Source organism: Phenylobacterium sp. Root700, assembly GCF_001429025.1.
Classification (GTDB): Bacteria; Pseudomonadota; Alphaproteobacteria; order Caulobacterales; family Caulobacteraceae; genus Phenylobacterium.
Map to the genome: position 1 here is coordinate 394,214 of NZ_LMHT01000035.1, position 21,463 is coordinate 415,676.

A 21,463-nucleotide genomic window follows, 5' to 3' on the forward strand; every position below is an offset into this window, starting at 1 on the left:
GCCATGCGCAAGCCCCGCCAGGACAGCGCGACCTCATTGCACGGATCAGTGAACGCTCGACCGCACGCCGGCCCGCAAACAGACTGGACACCCAGCGCACCACTGTAGATGGTTAACTCTCAACTACGGGAGAGCAGGTAGATGAGACGATTACTCGGTGTGGCCGCCGCCGCTGCGGCGATCAGCGTGGCGGGGCCGGCGTTGGCCAGCACTGTCATATTCCAGAATACCGGCGCCGATTCCTATTTCAATTTCAATGGGATCTCCCTTCCGGGAGCCGGCACCTACACCATTGAACTAACCAGTTCCGCGCCCATCGATTTCTTCTTCGGCGGGACCTACACGGAGCATTGGGACGTCTTCTTCGCGCCGGCGCCCAAGCCTCATAGCCAAAATATCGAAGGCAACGACGGCGACATCTACAGCGATCATAGTGGCAACGGCACGTACGGATTTTGGACGTTCACCGTACCGAAGACGCTGTACAGCTTCTTCGACTCCGATATCGGCTACTACGACGCCTACTCCATCCCTGTGGGAACGCCGCTCTACCTGGAGACCAAGTTCGAGAATGCGTATCTCGATCTCGAAGGCGAAGACTTCTCCGGCGGCACCTTCAACTACTCGCTGACCGTGACCCAGTTATCGGCAGTTCCGGAACCGGCGACCTGGGCGATGATGATCGCGGGATTTGGAATGGCCGGAACAGCCTTGAGAACCCGCCGCCGCCTCACGGCCTAGGAACTGGCGCCGCAGCGACGAACGCGACCCTGCCAGGCAAGCCTGGCCAGGGCCGCGTTCGTCCTAATCGATCACCAACGCGCTTCGAGGACCGCGCCGACGACGCGCGGATCACCGAACATCGCCCGGTTCTGCGAGGCGTGTTCGTACTGCACGTACTGCTCGTCGAAGATGTTCTTGGCGAAGATCGAGGCGCTCCAGTGGGTGGTCTCGTAGCCGAACTTCCCGTTCACGAGCGTGCGCGCGTCGATCGCGAAGTTCTCCTGGCCAGGGCCCGCCGCGCTGAACGCCTTGCTGCGATAGCTGGCGTTCAGATTGGCGACGAAGCCGTTATCCCAGCGATAGTTTCCGCCCACCGCCCAGGTCCATTCCGGGGCGAAGGCGAACTCCGACCCCGACAGATCGACTGAGCTCCCGCCCGGGCTGACCGTGAAGTCGTCGAACTTCGTGCGGCTGGTCCCGATCGAGGCGTAGCCGTCGAACCGGGCGCTGACCCGATAGGCCGCCTCAAGTTCCGCGCCGTAGAGGTGCGACTTGCCGGCGTTTTCGATCTGGGTGTCGTAGAGATTGCCGCCTAGATTCACGAGCACCTGCTGGTCGGTCCAGTCGACATAGTAGGCGTTGGCGTTGACGCTCAAGGCGTCGTCCAGCCAGGTCGAGCGCAGGGCCAGCTCGTAGTTCCAGGTGTATTCCGGATCGTAGGACACGATGTCGCCGCGGGCGACATTGACGGAGGCCCCGCCCGAGCGGTAGCCGCGCTGGACCACGAAGCTCGCCGAGGCGTCGTCCGTGATGTCGTACTTCAGCCCGAGCTTGGGCAGGAACGCCTCGAACTTGCGGCTGGTGCGCGGCGCCGTCGCGGCGGCTTGACCCACAAACATCCCCACCACCTGGTTGAGGCCGCCGATCACCGGCGCAAGCGTCCCGAAGGCGGCCGGGTTCGGATAGCGGCCGGCGAAGGTCGCGATCTGGTCGACGTCCTGGACGTTCTCTTCACGGTCGTAGCGGAAGCCGGCGAGCACTGAGAGCTGCGGCGTCAGTTCGAAACGCCCGTCGCCGAACAGGGCCACGGTCTTGATTTCCTCGGTCGAAGCTCCGCGGAAGTTCACCGGAACAACCGGCAGCGCGGCGGTATAGAGCCCCGCGGCGAAACCGGCGGTCTGGGCGTCCAGGCCGAACGGCGGGCTCATCAACACGCCGACCAGGGTCGAGGTCGGGGTCGGCACGCTGGTCCGGTTGGTCAGGGTGACGTCCTGCTGGCGGTTGGCGTAATAGCCGCCCAACAGGCCGGAAATCCGTTCGCCCTGATACTGGAGACGCACCTCCTGCGAGAAGGTCTTGTCGGTCACGTCCTCGGCGCCGAACGCCTCGCTGGTCGGCCCGCCGTCCATGTCGAAGCTGCTGTTCAGATCCAGGCGGCTCCAGGTCGTGAGGCCAGACAGCGTCAGACGCTCGGAGATCTCGTAGTCGGCGGCCAGGGTGAGGATGTCCGTCACGCCGTCGCTGTAGTTCGGATGATCGGAGGTGCTGACCCGATGCTTGGCGGCGTCCGGCACGTCGGTGCGGGCGTAGGTGAAGGCGTATCCGCCGTCCCGCTCGTCATGCAGCCAGGACGCGCGCGCGGTCAGGCCGGGGACGCCCTGCGGCGTCATCAGCAGCTTGGCGTGGATGGTCGTCGCATCGCGGGCGTTCTCGTCCTCTTTGCGGGTGGTGTTGTAGATGAAGCCGTCGGCGTGGCGGTCCTCGACGGCCAACCGGAACGCCAGTTGGTCGGCGACGATGGGGCCGCCGCCAGCCAGCGCGACCGAGCGGTCGCCGGCGTCCGACAGCAGGACACGGCCGTTCGCGGCCCATTCCCAGGTCGGATCCTGGGTGCGGATCACCACCGCCCCGGCCATGGCGTTGCGGCCCTGCAGGGTCGATTGCGGACCGCGCAGGATCTCGACCTGACCGACGTCCCACATGTCGAGCGGGCCATTGCTCAGCCCCCAGTCGGGAACCGCCGCGCCGTCGACATAGATCGTGGTCAGTCCGCCGTTACCGGCGCCGGTGACGCCGATATTGCTGACGCCGCGAATGGAGAAGCCCGACGCGCCATAGGTTTCAGCGACGTTGGCGGTGCGGTTGATGATGTCGCCGAAGGTCTGGATGTTCTCGTCGTCGATCCGCTTGGCGGTGACGACGGCGACGCTGGCGACCGTATCCTGGAGGCTGCGGGTGACCTTCTCGCCGGTCACGATCAATTCGTCGACCGAGCCTCCGGCAGCCGTGGCGTCCGCGGCGAGCGCGGCGCCGGCGGACAGAAGCAGCGCCGACAGGCTGGCGGCGCATAGGAGGCGAGATTTCACGAGCAGTCCTCATTTTTACGAGGGCGCGACAGGCGGCGTCCTCGTCTTCGGGGCGTATTCCAGGCGCCCCCTCTACGCCTCAAAAGCTGCTGAAAACCTTCCAGCCATGCCTAAACGTCCGGCCGATGAACAGCCGGATTAGCACTCGTTGCTTGGAGACCGCACGCCAGTCGGACGGCCGGGCGGAGATGTTATCGGTGCAATATCAGCGCTCTAGGCGCTGATCTTCTCCCGCTCAGGCGCCTTGGGCTTGGAGAACTCCATCGCCTCGTCGGTGACAGCCCCAAAGCGCAGCGCCAGCAGGTCGAGCGCGTAGTTCTGGTTCAGCTTCCAGGGCTTCTTCACCCCCTGCTTGGGGAACTGCCCGACGCCGCGCTGAACGTAGCCCGAGGAAAAGTCGAGCCAAGGCGCCTCATCGACCACCGGGTTCTTTTGCGGAGTCGCCTGCTTGAGGCCCCTGCGGTCCATATGGTTCAGCAACCGGCAGACATATTCGCAGGTCAGGTCGCACTTCAGCGTCCAGGAGGCGTTGGTGTAGCCGAAGGCCGAGGCCAGGTTCGGCACCCCGCTGTACATCATGCCCTTGTAGGACACGGTCTTGGAGAGATCGATCCGCTCGCCGTCGACGGTGACTTCCATGCCGCTGAGCAGTTGCATCTTCAGGCCGGTGGCGGTGACGATGACGTCGGCCTCCAGCTCCTGGCCAGACTTCAGCTTCAGGCCCTTGGCCGTGAAGGTGTCGATGTGGTCGGTGATCACCGAGGCCCGACCACCTTTGATCGCCTCGAACAGGTCGGCGTCCGGCACCAGGCACAGGCGTTGGTCCCACGGGTTGTAGCTGGGCGTGAAGTGCTTATCGACGTCGTAGTCCGGCCCCAGGTGCTCGCGCACCATGCCCAGGATGCGTTCCTTGGTCTGCTGCGGCTTCTTGCGGGCCATGTTGAAGAACAGCATGCCGAACAGCACGTTGCGCCAGCGGGTGATCCCATAGGCGAGCTTGGCGGGCAGATGCTCGCGCAGCCAGTTGGCCGCGGCGTCCTCGGCGGGTCGCGAAACCACATAGGTCGGCGAGCGCTGCAGCATGACCACGTGGGCCGCCTGCTTGGCCATCTCCGGCACCAGGGTCACGGCGGTCGCGCCGCTGCCGATCACCACCACCTTCTTGCCCGAGTAGTCGAGGTTTTCCGGCCACTTCTGGGGATGCAGGATCGGGCCGGGGAACTGGTCGGTTCCGGCGAAGTCGGGGGTGTAGCCCTCGGCGTAGTCATAGTAGCCGCTGCACATGAAAAGGAAGTTGCAGGTCAGCTGGACCACGTCCCTGCCCGGCCCGCGTTCGGCTTCCACGGTCCACTTGGCGTCGGCCGAGGACCAGGAGGCGCGCTTCACCTGATGACCGAAGCGGATGTGGCGGTCGATGCCGTGATCGACGGCGGTATCGCGCACGTATTTTAGGATCGAGGGGCCGTCGGCGATGGCCTTGGCCCCGCTCCACGGCTTGAAGGAATAGCCCAGGGTGTACATGTCGCTGTCCGAGCGGATGCCCGGATAGCGGAACAGATCCCAGGTGCCGCCGATCGCCTCGCGTCCCTCTAAGATCGCATAGGTCTTGTTCGGAGAATTGGCCTGCAGATGGTAGCCGGCGCCAATGCCCGACAGGCCGGCGCCCACGATCAGTACGTCAAAGTGCTCGACCGCCACCTGGTTATTCCTCGCATGGACCTCCGAACTTCGCCGAAGCATCCGTCAAACAGTTGTTGGACATCATGCTACGTCCAAGGGCTCGCGCCAAGTGATCATTGATAAGTTGACGGAGCGCCGGCTCGGGCGCCCCGCCTTGCCCGGTCTATTCCGCCGCGGGCCAGCCGCCGCCCAGCGCCTTGTAGACCGCCGCCACGTCGGTGTTGACGCCGGTCTCGGCGACGCTGACCGCGTCCTCGGCCGCCAGCAGGGTCCGCTCGGCGTCCAGCAGCACCAGGAAGTCGAGGCCGCCCTCCTTGTAGCGGACCCGCGCCAGTTCGGCGGCGCGCCGCGAGGCCGCGGCCTGATCGGTCAGACTGCGGAGCTGCGACTGGCGCTGGCCGTAGCTGACCAGGGCGTTCTCCACGTCCTCCAGCGCCCGCAACACCGTCTGGTCATAGAGCGCCAGACTGGCGTCACCCCGCGCCTGCTGCGCCCGCAGCCTGGCCCGCGCGCCGCCGAGGTCGAGCCCCGGCCAGGTGACGCTGGGCGCCACCGACCAGGCCTTACTCGCGCCCTCGCCCAACGAGGACAGGTCCCCGGCCAGGAAACCAACGAAGCCGGTCACCCGCACCCTGGGGAAGAGATCGGCGGTGGCGACGCCGACGCGAGCGGTCTGAGCGGCCAGCCGGCGCTCGGCCGCCTGGATGTCGGGCCGCCTGCGCAACAGTTCGCCCGCCTCGCCGATGGGCAAGGCCTTGGCGAAGGGCGCGCTACGTCCCTCGCCCGCCGTCAGCAGGTCGTCCAACGCGCCCGGCCGCTCGCCAACCAGGACGGCGAGGCGATAGGCCGCCTGCCGCTCGCGGGTGATCAGGGTCGGGATGGTGGACTCCGTGGCGCTGAGACGGGCCTTGGCGCTGAGGATGTCGATGGGATCGGCGCCGCCGACATCGAACCGCGCCTGGGTGATCCGCACCGTGTCGCGCTGAGTGTCCAGGTTGCGACGGGCGACGCCCAGCCGCGCCTGGGCGCCGCGCAGTTCGAAGTAGTTGCGGGCCACCTCGGCGGCGACGCTGACCTGGACGTCGCGAAGATCGGCGCGGGCGGCGTCGGCGTCAGCGCCGGCCGCCTCGACGCCGCGACGCACCCGACCGAACAGGTCGAGCTCCCAGGCGGCGTCGAAGCCGAGCTGATAGCTCTCGGTCTCGACCCTGGCCTCGCCCGATCCCGGCTGTTGCTGACGGCTCTGGGTCGCCCCGCCGGCGACGCCGACACGTGGCAATTGGTCCAGCCGCTGGTCGGTGAACAGCGCCCTGGCCTCCGCCACCCGCGCCACCGCGACCTTGAGGTCGAGGTTACTTGAGAGCGCGCGGGTAACGAGCTGATCCAGAACGGGATCTTCGAACTGTCGCCACCAGGCCGCCTCGGGGTTGGCGGCGATGAAGGCGGCTGGATCGGCGTTGTGGAAGACCGCCGGCGCGGTGCCTGGGGTCTTGTAGTTCGGCCCCACCGCGCAGGCCGCGAGGCTGAGCGCGAAGAGGGCCGAGGCGGTTAGTCGGAAGGGGTTCAAGAGTGCGCCTCCGGGGTGGCGGCCGCGGCCTTGGCCGCATGAGTCCGGCCGGTGAAACGGCGGACCAGGATGTAGAAGACCGGGGTCAGCAGCAGGCCGAAGAAGGTGACGCCCAGCATGCCGGCGAACACCGCCACACCCATCGCCTGGCGCATTTCAGCCCCTGCCCCATGGGCGAAGACCAGCGGCGCCACGCCCATGATGAAGGCCAGCGACGTCATCAGGATCGGTCGCAGCCGCAGGCGGCAGGCCTCGAGCACCGCGTCCCAGGTTGGAACCCCGTGCGCTTCCCTGTCCCTGGCGAACTCAACGATCAGGATGGCGTTCTTACAGGCCAGCCCCACCAGCACGATCAGCCCGATCTGGGTGAAGATGTTGTTGTCGCCGCCGGTGAAGAACACGCCGGCCAAGGCCGACAGCAGGGTCATCGGCACGATCAGGATGACCACCAGCGGCAGGCTCCAGCTTTCGTACTGGGCGGCCAGCACCAGGAAGGCCAGCAGCACGCAGAGCGGGAAGACCAGGGCCGCGGTGTTGCCGGCCAGGATCTGCTGATAGGTCAACTCGGTCCACTCATAGCCCATGCCGTTGGGCAGCTCGGACTGAGCGAGCGTCTGCATCGCCTTCTCGGCCTGGCCGGACGAGAAACCGACCGCCGGACCGCCGTTGATCTCGGCCGACAGATAGCCGTTGTAGTGGGTCACGCGGTCCGGGCCGGTGGTCTGGCGCAGGGTGACGAACGAACCGAGCGGCGACATCTGACCCTCGCCGTTGCGGGTCTGCAGGCGCAGCACGTCCTCCGGCTCCAGGCGGTGCTGCTGATCGGCCTGCACATCCACTTCATAGGTACGGCCGAAGCGGTTGAAGTCGTTCACATAAACTGAACCGAGGTAGACCTGCATGGTCTCGAACAGGTCGGTCAGCGAGACGCCTTGGGCGCGCGCCTTCTCGCGGTCGATATCGGCGGTGATCTGCGGCACGTTGATCTGGAAGCCGGAGAACAGACCGGTCAGCGACGGCTCCTTGCCGGCCTTGGTGATGATGTTCTGGGTCTGGGTGTAGAGCTCTTCAGCCCCCAGGCCGGCGCGGTCCTCGATCTGGATCTTGAACCCGCCGATGGTGCCCAGCCCCATAACCGGAGGCGGCGGGAAGACCGCGACATTGCCGTCCTCGATGGCCCCGAACTTGGCGTTCAGCTCCTCAGAGAGAGCTCCCGCCGAGAGCCCCTTGCCCTTACGCTTGTCAAAGGGATCAAGCGTCACGAAGACGATCCCGGCGTTGGGGCTGTTGGTGAAGCCGTTAATCGAGAGGCCCGGGAAAGCGATGGTGCTCTCGACGCCAGGCGTCTTCAACGCGATGTCGCTCATCTGCCGGATCACCGCCTCGGTGCGATCGAGGGAGGCGGCGTCGGGAAGCTGGGCGGCGGCGACCAGGTACTGCTTGTCCTGGGTCGGGATGAAGCCGGTCGGGGTCTTCATGAAGCCGACGACCGTCAGCAGCACCAGCACGCCGTAGACCGCCATGGCCACGGTCGACTTGCCCAGGATCTTCGACACGCCGCGGACATAGCCATGCGACGACTTGGCGAAGAACCGGTTGAACGGTCCGAACAGCCAGCCGAAGGCCGCGTCGATCAGCTTCTGGAAGCGGTCCTTCGGCGCGTCATGCGGCTTCAGCAGCACAGCGGCCAGGGCCGGCGACAGGGTCAGGGAGTTGAAGGCCGAGATGATGGTCGAGATGGCGATGGTCAGCGCGAACTGGCGATAGAACTGGCCGGTCAGGCCGCTGATGAAGGCGGTCGGCACGAAGACCGCGCAGAGCACCAGGGCAGTGGAGATGATCGGGCCGGTGACCTCGGTCATCGCCTTGCGGGAGGCCTCCTTGGGCGGAAGTCCGGCCTCGATGTTCCGCTCGACGTTCTCGACCACGACGATAGCGTCGTCGACCACCACCCCGATCGCCAGGACTAGGCCAAACAGGGTGAGCGTGTTCAGGCCAAAGCCCATCATGTGCATGACGGCGAAGGTGCCGATCAACGACACCGGCACGGCGATCAAGGGGATCACCGAGGCGCGCCAGCTCTGCAGGAACAGCACCACCACGATCACCACCAGCAGGATGGCTTCGATCAGGGTGTGTCTGACGGCGTCGATGGAGCCGCGCACGAAGACGGTGGGGTCGTAGGCGATCTTGTAGTCGACGCCCTCGGGGAACTCCTTCTTCAGCTCGGCCATGGTGGCGCGAACGTTCTGGGAGATCTGCAGGGCGTTGGAGCCCGGCCGCTGGAAGATTGGCAGGGCGACGGCCGGCTGGTTGTCGAGCAGCGAGCGCAGGGCGTAGCTGGAGGAGCCCAGCTCGATCCGCGCCACGTCGCCCAGGCGGGTGATCTCGCCGGCCTTGCCGGTGCGGATGATGATGTTGCGGAAGTCGTCCTCGTCGGTCAGGCGCCCCTGGGCGTTGATCGCGATCTGGAAGTCCGAGGCGCCCGGCGCGGGCGGCGCGCCGAGCTGGCCGGCGGCGATCTGGACGTTCTGCTCGCGGATGGCGCGCAACACGTCGCCGGCGGTCAGGCCGCGCGAGGCGACCTTCTCCGGGTCCAGCCAGACGCGCATGGCGTAGGGGCCGGACCCGAACATCTGCACGTCGCCGACGCCGTCGATCCGGGCCAGGTTGTCCTTGATCCGCAGCTGCGCGTAGTTCGACAGGTAGAGCATGTCGTAGCGCTTGTCGGGCGAGATCAGGTGCACGACCATGGTCAGGTCGGGCGAGGCCTTGTTGGTCACCACCCCGGCTCGCTGCACTTCGGCGGGCAGCTTGGGCAGCACCTGGGCGACGCGGTTCTGGACCTGCACCTGGGCCTTATCGAGATCGGTCCCCAGCGCGAAGGTGACGGTCAGGGTCATCACCCCGTCGGCGGTCGACTGGGACGACTGATAGAGCATCCCCTCCACCCCGTTGAGCGCCTGCTCCAGGGGCGAGGCCACCGTCTCGGCGATCACCGAGGGGTTGGCGCCGGGAAAGGCCGCACGAACCACCACGGTGGGCGGCACGACTTCGGGATATTCGCTGATCGGCAGCCGCGGCAGAGCGATCAGCCCGGCCACGAAGATGATGATGGACAAGACCGCAGCAAACCGCGGCCGGTCCACGAAGAACCGGGAAAAGTTCATGAGAGGGGTTCCTTGGCGGCTCTGTCGGCGCGCCTGGATTGGGATCGGTTCAGAGTCGGCTTCGCCGCCAGCTCCTCCAGCGGGAGGAGCATCCAACGATGTCCGTCAGACCCTCCCCCGCCGAGGGAGGTGGATGGCGAAGAGCCGGAGGGCTCGTCTCTTTAGTCGGCGCGAACCTTGGTCTCGAGCGCGGCGGTCTGGATCGGCTTGACCTCGACCTGGGCCAGGGCCGCCGTCGGCAGCTTGAAGGCCACCCGGGTCGGCGCGACGGTCTGGCCAGGCTTCACCCGCTGACCGCCGCCGACGATGATGACCTCGCCGGGCTTGAGGCCGGTGCGGATGATCCGCAGATCGCCGACCTTCGGCCCCAGGGTGACGACGCGATATTCGGCGACGTTCTTGGGTCCGACCACCAGCACGAAGCGCTTGCCGAGATCGGCGGCCACGGCCCGGTCAGGCGCCAGGGCGACCGACTCCGATGCATCGCTGACCAACCGGATGCGGGCGAAGAGACCGGCGGTGAACCGGCCGTCCGGATTGGTGAACAGCGCCCGGCCGTTGATGGTGCCGGACCCGGCGTCCATGGCGTTGTCGACGAAGACCAGCTTGCCCTCATGGGGATAGCCGTCCTCGGTCATCAGCCCCATGAACACCGGGCTGGGACGGCCTCGCGCGCCCTGAGCGTACTTCAGGAAGGTCTGCTCATCGGTGTTGAACGAGGCGTAGACCGGGTTCTCCGACACCACGGTGGTCAGCAGGTCGGCGCTGGTCACCAGATTGCCGGCGGTGATCATCGCCCGGGAGACACGCCCGTCGATGGGCGAGGTCACGCGGGTGAATTCCAGGTTCAGCTTGGCGGCGTTGAGGGCGGCCGAGGCCGCCTCCAGCGAGGCGCGGGCGGCCTTTTCCTCCGAGGTCAGGCGTTCGAACTCGCTGCGGGCCAGGGCCCCCTGCTCCACCAGCCGCTCGCCGCGCTGGCGATTGGCGCTGGCGAGCTCCAGCTTGGCGCGGCCGGAGTCGGTTTCGGCCGCCAGGCGATTGACCTCGGCCTGGAAGGGCCGCGGGTCGATCTGGAACAGCACCTGCCCTTTGCGGACCTGGGTTCCCTCCTGGAACCTGGCGCTGTCGATATAGCCGCCGACCCGCGGACGGATCTGGACCTGCTCGACCGGTTCGAGCCGGCCGGTGAATTCGTCCCATTGGCGAAGGGACTTGAAGACCACCGGCGCGGCGGAAACCTGCGGCGGCGGCGGTTCGTTGGAGGTCTGTTGGGCGTTGGCCCCGCAACCGGCGACAAAGAGCGCCAAGGCGAGGACGGAGCCGACAGAGGCGAAGGACTTCACGGACATGGGATGGCTCCGGCCAAACTGTCGCGGCGACCCGCGCTTGACGCGTCGGGCAGTCGGTGATTTTAAGGAGATGTGACGATACCGGTCGGTATCGCTTGGGGCATAGATACTGACCGGTCACTCGCACGTCAATGCGAGGAAATATGAAAACGTTGGGGAGAGATTCTGCGCCGGGTGTTCCGGCCGTGTCCGCCGAGCCGGCAGAGCCGTCTCGCAGGCCCGCGCGCGACCGTATCTTCGAGACGGCGCGTGACATGTTCTATCGCCGCGGCATCCGCGCCGTGGGCGTCGAGTCGATCGCCGCCGAGGCCGGCGCGACCAAGATGAGCCTCTATCGAAACTTCCCGTCCAAGGACCAACTGGTCGCCGAGGTGCTGCGCGAGCAATCCCGCGAAGGCTGGGCCTGGTGGGACGAGGTGGTCGCCGCCTTCGACACGCCGCGCGAAAAACTGGAAGGGCTGTTCGAGGCCTTCGCCAACAAGTCATCCGGCGAGGAGGCGCAGGGCTGCGCGCTCTGCAACGCCGCCGTCGAGTTGCATGAGCCAGACCACCCGGCCTTCCTGGTCGCCCAGGAGCACAAGCGCGAAACCCATCGCCGCCTGATCGAGATGTCCCGCGCCGCCGGCGCCCAGGACGACGAACTGGGTGACGGGCTGATGCTGTTGCTGGAGGGCTCGTACATGGCGCGCGTGACGCTCTCCAACGACGGCCCGGCGCGGATGCTGCCGCGCACCGCCCGCGCCCTGATCCGCGAGTACCTCGACCAGTAGCTTCAGGGCGAACGACACCAATGAGGCCCGGCTGAACGGCGGTTGACAAGACCTCGCGCCCAGCCGACACTTAACTCAATGGTTAAGTTTGAAACAAACACGCTCGACCGCACATTTGCGGCCCTGTCCGATCCGACCCGGCGCGCGCTGATCGCGCGGCTAGTCGCCGAACCGACCCTGTCGGTCAGCGAACTGGCCCGCCCCCTGCCCATGTCGCTGCCGGCGGTCATGAAACACCTGGACGTGCTGTCCGACGCTGGGCTGGTGACCCGCCGCAAGACCGGCCGCACGGTCGATTGCCAGCTCAACGCCGAGCCGATGAAGGCGGCGATGGAGTGGCTCGACCGCCATCAACGCTTCTGGACCGAAAGCCTCGATCGCCTCGCCACCATCGTGGAGCAAAAGCCATGACCACGCTCGCCACCCGACCCAGCCTGACGCTCGTGCGCCGCCTGAAGGCCTCCCCGACAACGGTCTACGCCGCCTGGACCGATCCAAAGGTCATGGCCCAGTGGTTTGGCCCCAACCACACCCACATCGTCAGCGCCGAGACTGATGTGCGGGTCGGCGGCAAGTTCCGGGTGGTGATGCGCGAGACCGAGAGCGGAGAGATCCACGACGTCAGCGGCGTCTATCGCGAGGTTGAGCCGGATCGAAGGCTGGTCTTCAGCTGGGCCTGGATCACCATGCCGGAACGCGAGTCCCTGGTGACCGTCTCGCTGCAGCCCGTCAGCGAAGGCGTCGAACTCACCCTGCTGCACGAGCAGTTCTTCGACGAGCCCGCCCGCGACAGCCACAACGGCGGCTGGACCGAATCCCTGGACCGGCTGGAACGCCTGCTGGCCTGACGCCGAACACGCCTCAAGGAAAAGGAGACGGCTATGAAGCTCTACTATGCGGAAGTCCTGAACCCCCGGAAGGCCTGCGCTGTCGCACGCCACCTGAACGCGCCCGTCGAGTACGTCCAGGTCGACCTTGGCAAGGGCGAGCAGCAGAGCCCGCCGTTCCTGGCCCTCAACCCCAACGCCAAGGTTCCAGTCCTCACCGACGGTGATCATGTCGTGTGGGAATCCAACGCCATCATGGCCTATCTGGCCCACAAGGCGGGTTCGGATCTCTGGCCGCGGGACGAGCGGCAGATCGAGGTCGTGCGGTGGCTAAGCTGGGACCTCACCCACTTCACCCACTACGCCGGGACGCTCTATTTCGAGCACCTGATCAAGGCCAAGTTCAACATTGGGCCGCCCGACCCCGCCGCCGTCGAGGAGGCGACCACCAACTTCCGCAAGTTCGCGGCGGTCCTGAACTCGCACCTGACGGGCCGCAAGTTCGTGGTCGGCGAGGGCCTGACGATCGCCGACTTCGCGCTCGCCGTGTCGTTGCCCTACGCCGAGGGCGCCAAGATCCCGCTGGGCGAGTTTCCCGAACTGGAGCGGTGGCATGAGCGCCTGAACGCCCTGCCGGCCTGGCGCGAACCCTTCCCCGTACCCGCCGTCGCCTGATCAGGCTCTTCACGCCTGAACATCGCCGCGTCCCGGCCGTCGCCTAAGACCAAGGTCATAGGCGACGGCGCGCCCGTGGGACTGTAGAGAACGGCGATACCGACACGCGAAGCGGAAGAGCCAGTGCCAGATCGAGTTGTGAAGTCAGCCCCCTCGGAACTGCGCGCCAAGGTGCGCTTCCTCGGCAAGGTGCTGGGCGATGTAATCAAGTCGCAGGACGGCGAGGCGCTGTTCAACCGCATCGAAGACATCCGCAAGACCTCGGTGGCGTTCCACCGCGAGGGCGGCGCGGCCAATGCGGCCTTGCTGGAAGAGCGGCTGCGCAGCCTCGACCTGACCGAGACCGTGCGGTTCGCCCACTCGTTCGCCTGCTTCCTACAGATCACCAATATCGCCGAAGACAGCATCCAACGCGACAAGATGAAGGATGGCGACGCCCGGGCCGACACGCTGGCGGGCAGCCTGCGCGCGCTGGAGGCCGAGGGCGTCGGCGCGGCCGAAGTCGCGGAACTTCTGGCCGCCGGCCTGATCGCCCCGGTGATCACCGCCCACCCGACCGAGGTGCGCCGCAAGAGCGTGCTGGACCGCGCCGGCGCCATCGCCGCGGCCTTCACCGCCTGGGAGAAGGCCCGCACCGAGGCTGAGCGCCAAGGGTTTGAGACCGAGCTTCTGCGTGAGGTGGCGATCTTCTGGCGCACCCGGCTGCTGCGCGGCGTCCGCCTGGGCGTCATCGACGAGATCGAGACGGCGGTCTCCTACTTCGAGCGCAGCTTCCTGGCCGAACTGCCGCGCCTCTACGCCCATTGGGGCCGCCAGCTGAAGGCTGACCTGCCAAGTTTCCTGCGCATCGGCTCCTGGGTCGGGGGCGACCGCGACGGCAATCCGTTCGTCACCGCCGCCGTCCAGCGCCAAGCCTTCGCCCGCCAGTCCCAGGCGGCCCTACAAGCCTATCTGGAGCGCATCCACGCGCTGGGGGCCGAGCTGTCGATCTCCAGTGAACTGGCCAAGATGACGCCGGGCCTCAAGGCGCTGGCCGACAGTTCCGGCGACGCCTCGCCCCACCGCCTGGACGAGCCCTACCGCCGGGCCCTGCGCGGCGTCTACGCCCGCCTGGCCGCCACCTATCCGCTGCTGACCGGAGAGGCCCCGCCCCGCCCCGCCACCCTGGTCGCTGAACCCTATCCAGATGCCAAGGCCTTGAAGGCCGATCTGCAGACCATCCTCGACGCGCTGATCGAGAGCCAGGGCGAGATCTTCGCAACCGGCCCCCTGCCCGAGCTGATCCGGGCCGTGGACATCTTCGGCTTCCACCTGGCGACGCTGGACCTGCGGCAGAACTCGGCGGTTCACGCCCGCACGGTCGCCGAACTGATGAGCGTCGCCGGCGTCTGCGCCGACTACGAGGCCTTGAACGAAGCCGCGCGCTGCGAACTGCTGCTCTCCGAACTCGCCCACGGCCGGCTGCTCTATTCGCCGTTCGCGCAGTACGGCGAGGAGACCCAGCGGGAATATTCGGTCCTCAGCGCCGCGGCTGAATCGCGCCGCCGCTATGGCTCCGAAGCCATCCGGGCCTACATCGTCTCCAACACCACCTCGGTCTCCGACCTGCTGGAGGTCTACATCCTCCTGAAGGAGGTCGGCCTCTTCCATCCGGGCGAGACGCCCAGCACCGAGATCTTCGCCGAGCCGCTGTTCGAGACCATCCCCGACCTGCGCGCCGCGCCGCAGACCATGGGCGCCTATCTGGCCCTGCCGCTGATCAAGAGCCTGCTGGCCGATGAGCGGTTGCAGGAGGTGATGATCGGCTATTCGGACTCCAACAAGGACGGCAGCTACCTCACCTCGACTTGGGAACTGCATCAGGCGTCCAAGGCCCTGCTGGCCGTCACCGACAAGGCCGACCTGCGCCTGCAGCTGTTCCATGGTCGCGGCGGCACGGTCGGGCGCGGCGGCGGCTCCAGTTACGAGGCCCTGCTGGCCCAACCCGAAGGCACCGTGCGCGGCCGCATCCGCATCACCGAACAGGGCGAGGTCGTCGCCAACAAGTACGCCGACCCGCTGCTGGCCCGCCAAAGCCTCGAGACCATCACCGCCGGGGTGGTCCTCGCCTCCCTGGCCAAGACCTCGGACCAGAACCTGGCCGGCCGCCACGGCGGCGCCCTGGACAAGCTCTCGCAGGCCTCGATGGAGGCCTACCGCAACCTGGTCTACGAGACGCCCGGCTTCGTCGACTACTTCTACGCCGCCACGCCGCTGACCGAGATCGTGGAGCTGAACATCGGCAGCCGCCCGGCCTCGCGCCAGCCGACGCGCAGCATCGAGGGCCTGCGGGCGATCCCGTGGGTGTTCTCGTGGTCGCAGTCGCGGACCATGCTGCCCGGCTGGTACGGGTTCGGCTCGGCGGTCGAGGCCTCAGGCGTCTCGCTGAGCGAGCTCAACGACCTGCATGAGGCCTGGCCGTTCTTCGCCACCACCCTGGCCAATATGGAAATGGTGCTGGCCAAGGCCGACGTGAACATCGCGCGGCGCTATGCGGGCCTGGTCGAGGACAAGATCCTGGCCTCGACGATCTTCGACCGGATCAGCGCCGAGTGGGAGAAAACGACAAACGCCCTCCTGGCCATCAGCGGCCAAGGGGCGTTGCTTGATCGGCATCCGGAGCTGGCCGAAGCCCTGCGCACCCGCCTGCCCTATATCGACCCGTTGAACCACCTGCAGATCGAACTGATCCGCAGGCGGCGCGCGGGCGACGCCGATGAGGCGGTGCGAGAGGGCATCCACCTCACCATCAACGGCGTCGCCGCGGGCCTGCGCAACAGCGGCTAGAACTCGTACTTCAGGTCCACGCCGTAGGTCTTCGGCGGCGCGTAGTAGTTCATCAGGTCGCCGAAGAAGGGCTGGGACGCCACCGCATAGAGCTCGTTGGTGATGTTCTTGCCCCAGACCGTGACCGACCACGGCGCGTCCTGCGGCTTCAGGCGCAGCGAGGCGTCCAGCAGGCCGAAGGGCTTCTGGGCGTTGGTGTTGTTCGGCGTCCAGTAGCTCTTGCCCTGGCGGGTGTAGTTGGCTTGCAGGCTGAAGGCCTTGTCCCACGACCCGACGCCGAACTCATAGGTGCCGCCGATATCGTACTTGTACTTCGGCGAGCGCTGGATGCGGTTGCCGGAGAACACGTTGCCGGAGCCGTCGACGAACTTGTCGTACTTGGCGTCCAGATAGGAGCCCGAGGCCGTCAGGGTCAGGGCCTCGGTCACCGCCAAGGTGGCCTCGCCCTCGATGCCCTTGATGATCGCAGAGCCGGCGTTGCTGGTGATCAGGCACAGGCATTCGAGCACGAGCTGCTGCGACTGCAGGTCCTTGTAGTCCATCTTGAAGACCGCGACGTTCAAGCGCAGACGGCGATCGAACAGGTCGGACTTCACGCCAAGTTCGTAGTTGGTGGCCTTTTCCGGATCATAGCCGATGCCGGCCGCGCGCGCGGTTGACGGCAGGTGGTCCCAGCCGCCGCCCTTGAAGCCCTTGGCGACGCTGCCGTAGACCATGACGCGTTCGTTCGGGCGATATTCGAGGATCGCCTGCGGGGTCAGGGCGTTCCAATCCTTGCCATAGTTGACGGTGAAGGACTGGCCCTTGGCCAGGACCAGCGCCGCGACGCAGAGACCATCGCCGCCGTCTTCCAGGCAGGACGCCGTCCGCACGCCGCTCTTGTCGTCCATGGTGTAGCGCAGGCCGCCGGTCACCTTCAGTTGGTCGGTGATGTTGAAGCCCAGCTGGCCGAACACCGCCGTCGTCTTCAGATCGGCCACGTTCTTGTAGAGGAACGTCCCGCTGAGCGCGGCGATCTTGGTCGAGGTGGTCGCGACGTTGGAGTCGTAGCGGGTCACGTCGTCCTGCTGATGGAAGACGCCCAAGATCCAGTCGAAGCGGCTGTCGGGGTTGTCGGACACCAGGCGGAATTCCTGGCTGATCGTCTCCGGACGTTCCGACGTCGAGTAGAACGTATCGGCCAGGCCGGGAGGCGAACCGACGCCCAGCTGGTTGAAGCCCATCACGCCCTTGGAGCTGCGCCATCCGGTGATGGAGGTCAGCTTGGCGCCTTCAAACACGCCCCAGTCGACGCGCAGGCTGGCGCCGCGGGTGATCCGACGGGTGTATTCGTGCTGCGGGCTGGTCGCATCGCGCGGGCCGAAATTGTTGCGCGCCCGATAGGCGGCGATCGCCCCGACGCCCGCCGCGAAGGGGTCGTCGCTCATGACCCGGGCCGAACCGTTGGTCTCGGCCGAGCCATAGTCGAAGGTCAGCAAGGCCTGGAGGTCGGCGTCTTTCGCCCGGTAGAGCAACTCGCCGCGGCCCTGATAGGACTTCAGATCATCCATGTCCTCGCCGCGCAGGACATTGCGGCTGTAGCCGGAACGGTTGCGGGTCTGGAAGGCGACACGCGCGGCCAGGGTGTCGCTCAGCGGCCCGGTCACGAAGCCGTTGGTCATGTTGCTGTTGTAGTTGCCGAACGACACGGTGGCCGCCCCGGCGTTCTCGAACTTCGGCTTGGCGGTGATGACGCTGATCGCGCCGCCGACGACGTTCTTGCCCAGCAGCACGCCTTGCGGTCCGCGGATCACCTCGACCCGTTCCAGGTCGTAGAAGTCGGTGAAGGCCGAGCCCATGCGCGACAGATAGACTTCGTCGATGAACAGGCCGACCGAGGGTTCGGCCGTAGCGTCCAGGATGCGGACGCTGGTCACGCCGCGGATGCTCAGTTCTTTGCCGAGCGCAGAGCTCTCGGTCATGCTGAACGACGGCACGCTGCTGGACAGCGAGCCCAGATCGACGATCCGGTTGCGTTCCAGAGCCTGTTCGGTGATCGCGCTGATGGCGCTGGGAACGTCCTGCAGGCGGCTTTCCCGACGGTTGGCGGTGACGATGACTTCTTCCACCGACGGCCCACGCTCAGCGGTCTGCGCCGCGGCGGATGTGGCTATCGGAAGCGCGCCCGCTGCGACCGTCGCCATCAGAATGAGTGCATGCTTGCTCACGTCGCGTTTCCCCTAATAGCGGCCCCTCGGACCGCTTGCCGTATCGGGATGGTTTCCCGTTTCCGATAGACTTGCATTAAGGAACTTTTATCGACAAGTCTTTTTTTGCAAGTCGCTTATTCACGCGCGCAGATGCGGCGCCAAGGCCACACAGAATGACTTGCAATTTAATACTATTCAGGGAAACGTCATACCCAGAACCGCCGCAGCGGCCACGCCTTGGGAGGGCGACCAGATGCTTCAGAAGATCAGCGGTTCGCCCCTGCTGGCGGATGGCCCGCCAGATCTCGGCTGGCCAAGCGCGTCGAGGGCCTGGGCGACGGTTTTCGTCCTGATGACGGCCTACGCCGTGGCTTTCGTGGACCGGCAGATCCTGACCCTGCTGATCGAACCGCTGCGCCGCGACCTGGCCATCACCGACACGCAGTTCAGCCTGCTTAGCGGCCTGGCCTTCACCCTCTTCTACACCGTGATGGGCGTGCCCCTGGCCTGGGTCGCCGACCGCGGATCGCGCCGCAACCTGATCATGATCAGCGTCGCGGTCTGGACCGCCATGACCGCCGCCTGCGGCCTGGCCAGCAGCTTCATCAGCCTGTTCGCCGCGCGGATCGGTGTGGGCATCGGCGAGGCCGGCCTCTCCCCCGCCGCCTATTCCATGATCGGCGACAGCTTTCCCCCTGCCCGGCGCGCCCGCGCCATGGGGGTCTACGCCATGGGCTCCATCGCCGGCGTCGGCATGGCCCTGATCATCGGCGGAGCGGTCGTGGAGTGGGCCAATTCCGCGCCCCCCATCGTCCTGCCGATGATCGGCGCCCTGAAGAGCTGGCAGGTCGCCTTCATGATCGTCAGCCTGCCCGGCCCCGTACTGGTCCTGGCCATGGCGCTGCTGCGCGAACCCAAGCGCCAGGGCCTGGGCGCCGCCACCCACGCGCCCTCCGCGCCGCTCGCTCCGTTCTTCCGCGAGCGCTGGCTGGCCTTCACCCTGCTGGCGGTCGGCTATTCCCTGGTCGGCGTGGTGATCGCCGCCTACCTGACCTGGGCGCCCGCCTTCCTGATCCGGAACTATGGCTGGCAGGTCGGCAAGGTCGGGGCGGTGTTCGGCGCCATCCTCTTGGTCGGCAGCACCTCGGGCATTCTGATCGGCGGCTGGTGGGCCGACCGCTTCGCCGCCGCCGGCCGCAAGGACGCGGTGCTGCGGGTCGCCGTCATCGGCGCGATCGCGGGCTTTCCGTTCGCCGTCGCCGCGCCCTTCGCGCCGACCGGAGAACTGGCCGCCGCGTCGCTGGCGCTGATGTGCCTGGGCTTTGGCCTGACCCAGGGGCTCCCGGCCGTGTCCTTCCAAGCCATCTCCCCCAACCGCCTGCGGGCGCGGGTGATGGCGATCTACCTGCTGATCGGTAACATCGTCGCCTTCACCGTCGGCCCGACGGCGGTCGCGCTGATCAGCGACCTCTGGCTGAAGGATCCCAAGAAGATCGGCGTCGCGGTAGCCATCGTCACCGCCGTCGTCCTGCCGATCGGCATCGCGGCCCTGGTCGCCGCCATCCGCCCCTATGTCCGGGCGGTGGACGAGGAGATGATCGCCGCGGCCTGAACGTCCGGGCCTCCACCTCCCAAAAGATTAGGGCCCCGGTGAAAACCGGGGCCCTTCTTCGTTCAGGTCGATGGACGGGGGATCAGGCCCCTTGAGCGGCCCGGATCGCCTCGCCCTGGCCCCAAGTGGCGTGGGTGCCGCTGGAGATCCGTCCCGGCAGGATGATCCGGCAGACCGGCCCCGCCTCAAGCTTCAGGGCGTCGAAGATCACGCACTCCGAGCGGTCGGCGATCATGTCGGTGACGAAGGTGACGAGGTAGCCGTCGTCCTCGCTGGTCGCGCCGACGCGGGGCGCGAAGCCAGGTTCGCTGCCATAGCGCTCTTCGCCGAAGTCCGCGCAGACGCTCGCTCCGGTGTCCAGGTCGTGCTTGACCAGGCCGGTGAACAGGAACCAGCCCGGCTTGGAGACCGCGCTGTAGGCGTAGCGGTACTTGCGGCCGGCGTACTGATTGTTGATGACGCCGAATTCCAGGACGCGGTCGTCCAGGTGCTGCTCATGTGTCTGGCCGGTCGTCATGTTGAACCGCCAGCGGTGCAGTTTGGGCTGCAGTTCCGACTGATCGAGGAAGGCCATGATCCGCTCGTAGCCGGGAGGCGCCGAATTGCTGGATTTCGGCTCCGGCTGCTCCTCGAAGTAACCGTCGAGGATGATCTCATCGCCCTCTTCGTAGGCGTTGAGGAAGTGCAGCACATAGGTTGGATCGGCGTCGAACCATTTGACGTCTTCCGCCGTGCCGTAGCGCGGCAGGATGGCGAACCGCGAGGGCATCTCGCGATGGAAGCGCACCACGTGCAGCTTGCGCTTCAGGAGTTCCGGCTCCCAGAACACCGGGAAATCGTTCAAAATCGAGTAGTTGGTGGTGAACGCCATATCATGCGGCAAGCGCGGCCCCGGCAGCGGCACAGGGGTGTAGTGCTTCAGCTTATTGTCGGGACCGACCACGCCGTAGTGCATGTAGGGGGCGTGCTTCGAGTAGTTGAAGAACAAGAGTTCGCCAGTGTGCTCGTCCACCTTGGGGTGGGCCGAGATGCCGTCGATCGGCGTCCAGCCGTCCACGCCGTCCTGCTCGAGCGTGTAGGGGTCGAGCCGGTAGCCCTCGCCGCACTGATAGAAGGTCGAGAGGATCTTGCCGGCGTGGATGATCACGTCGGTGGAGGACGAATCCTTCAGGCCCTCGTGGGCGCCCCAGCCGGGCCGTTCCGACAACGCCGGGTTCTCCGCCAGGCCGGCCCACAGCGCGCGGCCAGCTTCCTGTTCGGCCATGAAGGCCTTGGTGCGCACGAACCGGCTGCGGTACTCCGCCTTGCCGTCCTTGAAGCTCATGATGTGCAGCAGGCCATCGCCATCGAAGGGATGGTAGCGGCCGATCGGCTCATGCACCGGGTTCTCGGTGTTGCGCACATAGACGCCGTCGATATCGGCGGGAACCTCGCCGATCACCTCCAGCCCGGTGGCGTTGAACTCGTCATGCGACGGGGTCCAGGCGCCGTTCATGTACGGGTGGTCGTTCGGCTTCAAGCTGGACGCGACGCGGTTGACCAGTTCGACGGGCATGGCGCTCTCCCCATTTGCCTTGAGCCGACACGATGGGTCGACCCTGATTTCACGCATCATAGCGCGGAGTTTTCAGACCGCGAGCACTTTTAGTTCCAATTCACCAGTAACTCGCGGCATCGCGACGCGCGCCGTCAGCGCCACGCGCATCCGA

Annotated in this window: 14 protein-coding genes; 7 read left to right on the forward strand and 7 right to left on the reverse strand. The window is 66.5% G+C overall.

The features are described 5' to 3' along the window. Window positions 1–141 precede the first annotated feature (141 nt). Entirely contained in the window at window positions 142–741 is a 600-nt protein-coding gene (locus tag ASE02_RS22750) for a PEPxxWA-CTERM sorting domain-containing protein (RefSeq protein ID WP_082602269.1), read from the forward strand. Window positions 742–812: 71 nt separating this feature from the next. On the opposite strand, the gene ASE02_RS21620 is transcribed toward ASE02_RS22750, so the two are convergent. The 5 genes from ASE02_RS21620 to ASE02_RS21640 all read right to left on the reverse strand — a co-directional run bounded on the left by ASE02_RS21620 (window position 813) and on the right by ASE02_RS21640 (window position 10,855). Continuing rightward, window positions 813–3,089 (reverse strand): TonB-dependent receptor, encoded by a 2,277-nt coding sequence (locus ASE02_RS21620; protein WP_056737304.1) that lies wholly within the window; start codon window positions 3,087–3,089, stop codon window positions 813–815. A 213-nt stretch (window positions 3,090–3,302) separates the two neighbouring features. Then, complete coding sequence (locus ASE02_RS21625) at window positions 3,303–4,787, reverse strand: NAD(P)/FAD-dependent oxidoreductase (RefSeq protein ID WP_156406170.1); 1,485 nt, start codon at window positions 4,785–4,787, stop codon at window positions 3,303–3,305. A gap of 145 nt (window positions 4,788–4,932) precedes the next feature. Continuing rightward, a complete protein-coding gene (locus ASE02_RS21630; RefSeq protein ID WP_056737308.1) occupies window positions 4,933–6,336 on the reverse strand; it encodes an efflux transporter outer membrane subunit in 1,404 nt (467 codons plus the stop codon). Further along, a complete protein-coding gene (locus ASE02_RS21635; RefSeq protein WP_056737310.1) occupies window positions 6,333–9,506 on the reverse strand; it encodes an efflux RND transporter permease subunit in 3,174 nt (1,057 codons plus the stop codon). The genes ASE02_RS21630 and ASE02_RS21635 overlap by 4 nt, the downstream gene beginning before the upstream one ends. Window positions 9,507–9,667: 161 nt before the next feature. Further along, window positions 9,668–10,855, reverse strand: a complete 1,188-nt coding sequence (locus tag ASE02_RS21640) for an efflux RND transporter periplasmic adaptor subunit (protein WP_056737312.1) — start codon at window positions 10,853–10,855, stop codon at window positions 9,668–9,670. Window positions 10,856–10,998: 143 nt separating this feature from the next. Here ASE02_RS21640 and ASE02_RS21645 point away from each other — a divergent pair, with 143 nt between their 5' ends. From ASE02_RS21645 to ppc, 5 genes are all read left to right on the forward strand, one after another. Next, the gene (locus tag ASE02_RS21645; RefSeq protein ID WP_056737314.1) at window positions 10,999–11,625 is read left to right on the forward strand and encodes a TetR/AcrR family transcriptional regulator; all 627 of its coding nucleotides are present in this window, start codon (window positions 10,999–11,001) and stop codon (window positions 11,623–11,625) included. 78 nt (window positions 11,626–11,703) lie between these two features. Then, entirely contained in the window at window positions 11,704–12,036 is a 333-nt protein-coding gene (locus tag ASE02_RS21650; RefSeq protein ID WP_056737316.1) for a helix-turn-helix transcriptional regulator, read from the forward strand. After that, window positions 12,033–12,473, forward strand: a complete 441-nt coding sequence (locus ASE02_RS21655; protein WP_056737318.1) for an SRPBCC domain-containing protein — start codon at window positions 12,033–12,035, stop codon at window positions 12,471–12,473. Before ASE02_RS21650 ends, ASE02_RS21655 begins: the two co-directional genes overlap by 4 nt. A 33-nt stretch (window positions 12,474–12,506) precedes the next feature. After that, the gene (locus ASE02_RS21660; RefSeq protein ID WP_056737320.1) at window positions 12,507–13,127 is read left to right on the forward strand and encodes a glutathione S-transferase family protein; all 621 of its coding nucleotides are present in this window, start codon (window positions 12,507–12,509) and stop codon (window positions 13,125–13,127) included. Between the two features lie 138 nt (window positions 13,128–13,265). Continuing rightward, a complete protein-coding gene (gene ppc / locus ASE02_RS21665) occupies window positions 13,266–15,953 on the forward strand; it encodes a phosphoenolpyruvate carboxylase (protein ID WP_056737322.1) in 2,688 nt (895 codons plus the stop codon). On the opposite strand, the gene ASE02_RS21670 is transcribed toward ppc, so the two are convergent. Continuing rightward, the gene (locus ASE02_RS21670) at window positions 15,950–18,160 is read right to left on the reverse strand and encodes a TonB-dependent receptor (RefSeq protein ID WP_156406171.1); all 2,211 of its coding nucleotides are present in this window, start codon (window positions 18,158–18,160) and stop codon (window positions 15,950–15,952) included. The genes ppc and ASE02_RS21670 overlap by 4 nt on opposite strands. Window positions 18,161–18,395: 235 nt before the next feature. Here ASE02_RS21670 and ASE02_RS21675 point away from each other — a divergent pair, with 235 nt between their 5' ends. Next, complete coding sequence (locus tag ASE02_RS21675) at window positions 18,396–19,754, forward strand: MFS transporter (RefSeq protein ID WP_056737325.1); 1,359 nt, start codon at window positions 18,396–18,398, stop codon at window positions 19,752–19,754. Between the two features lie 82 nt (window positions 19,755–19,836). Here ASE02_RS21675 and ASE02_RS21680 read toward each other — a convergent pair whose 3' ends face one another. After that, complete coding sequence (locus tag ASE02_RS21680) at window positions 19,837–21,309, reverse strand: carotenoid oxygenase family protein (RefSeq protein ID WP_056737327.1); 1,473 nt, start codon at window positions 21,307–21,309, stop codon at window positions 19,837–19,839. Window positions 21,310–21,463: the final 154 nt, after the last annotated feature.

Coding starts and splice junctions, on each gene's coding strand:
- ASE02_RS21635 (WP_056737310.1), bottom strand. CDS start 9,506: ATGAACTTTTCCCGGTTCTTCGTGGACCGGCCGCGGTTTGCTGCGGTC.
- ASE02_RS21650 (WP_056737316.1), top strand. CDS start 11,704: ATGGTTAAGTTTGAAACAAACACGCTCGACCGCACATTTGCGGCCCTG.
- ASE02_RS21660 (WP_056737320.1), top strand. CDS start 12,507: ATGAAGCTCTACTATGCGGAAGTCCTGAACCCCCGGAAGGCCTGCGCT.
- ASE02_RS21655 (WP_056737318.1), top strand. CDS start 12,033: ATGACCACGCTCGCCACCCGACCCAGCCTGACGCTCGTGCGCCGCCTG.
- ASE02_RS21645 (WP_056737314.1), top strand. CDS start 10,999: ATGAAAACGTTGGGGAGAGATTCTGCGCCGGGTGTTCCGGCCGTGTCC.
- ASE02_RS21680 (WP_056737327.1), bottom strand. CDS start 21,309: ATGCCCGTCGAACTGGTCAACCGCGTCGCGTCCAGCTTGAAGCCGAAC.
- ASE02_RS22750 (WP_082602269.1), top strand. CDS start 142: ATGAGACGATTACTCGGTGTGGCCGCCGCCGCTGCGGCGATCAGCGTG.
- ASE02_RS21675 (WP_056737325.1), top strand. CDS start 18,396: ATGCTTCAGAAGATCAGCGGTTCGCCCCTGCTGGCGGATGGCCCGCCA.
- ASE02_RS21640 (WP_056737312.1), bottom strand. CDS start 10,855: ATGTCCGTGAAGTCCTTCGCCTCTGTCGGCTCCGTCCTCGCCTTGGCG.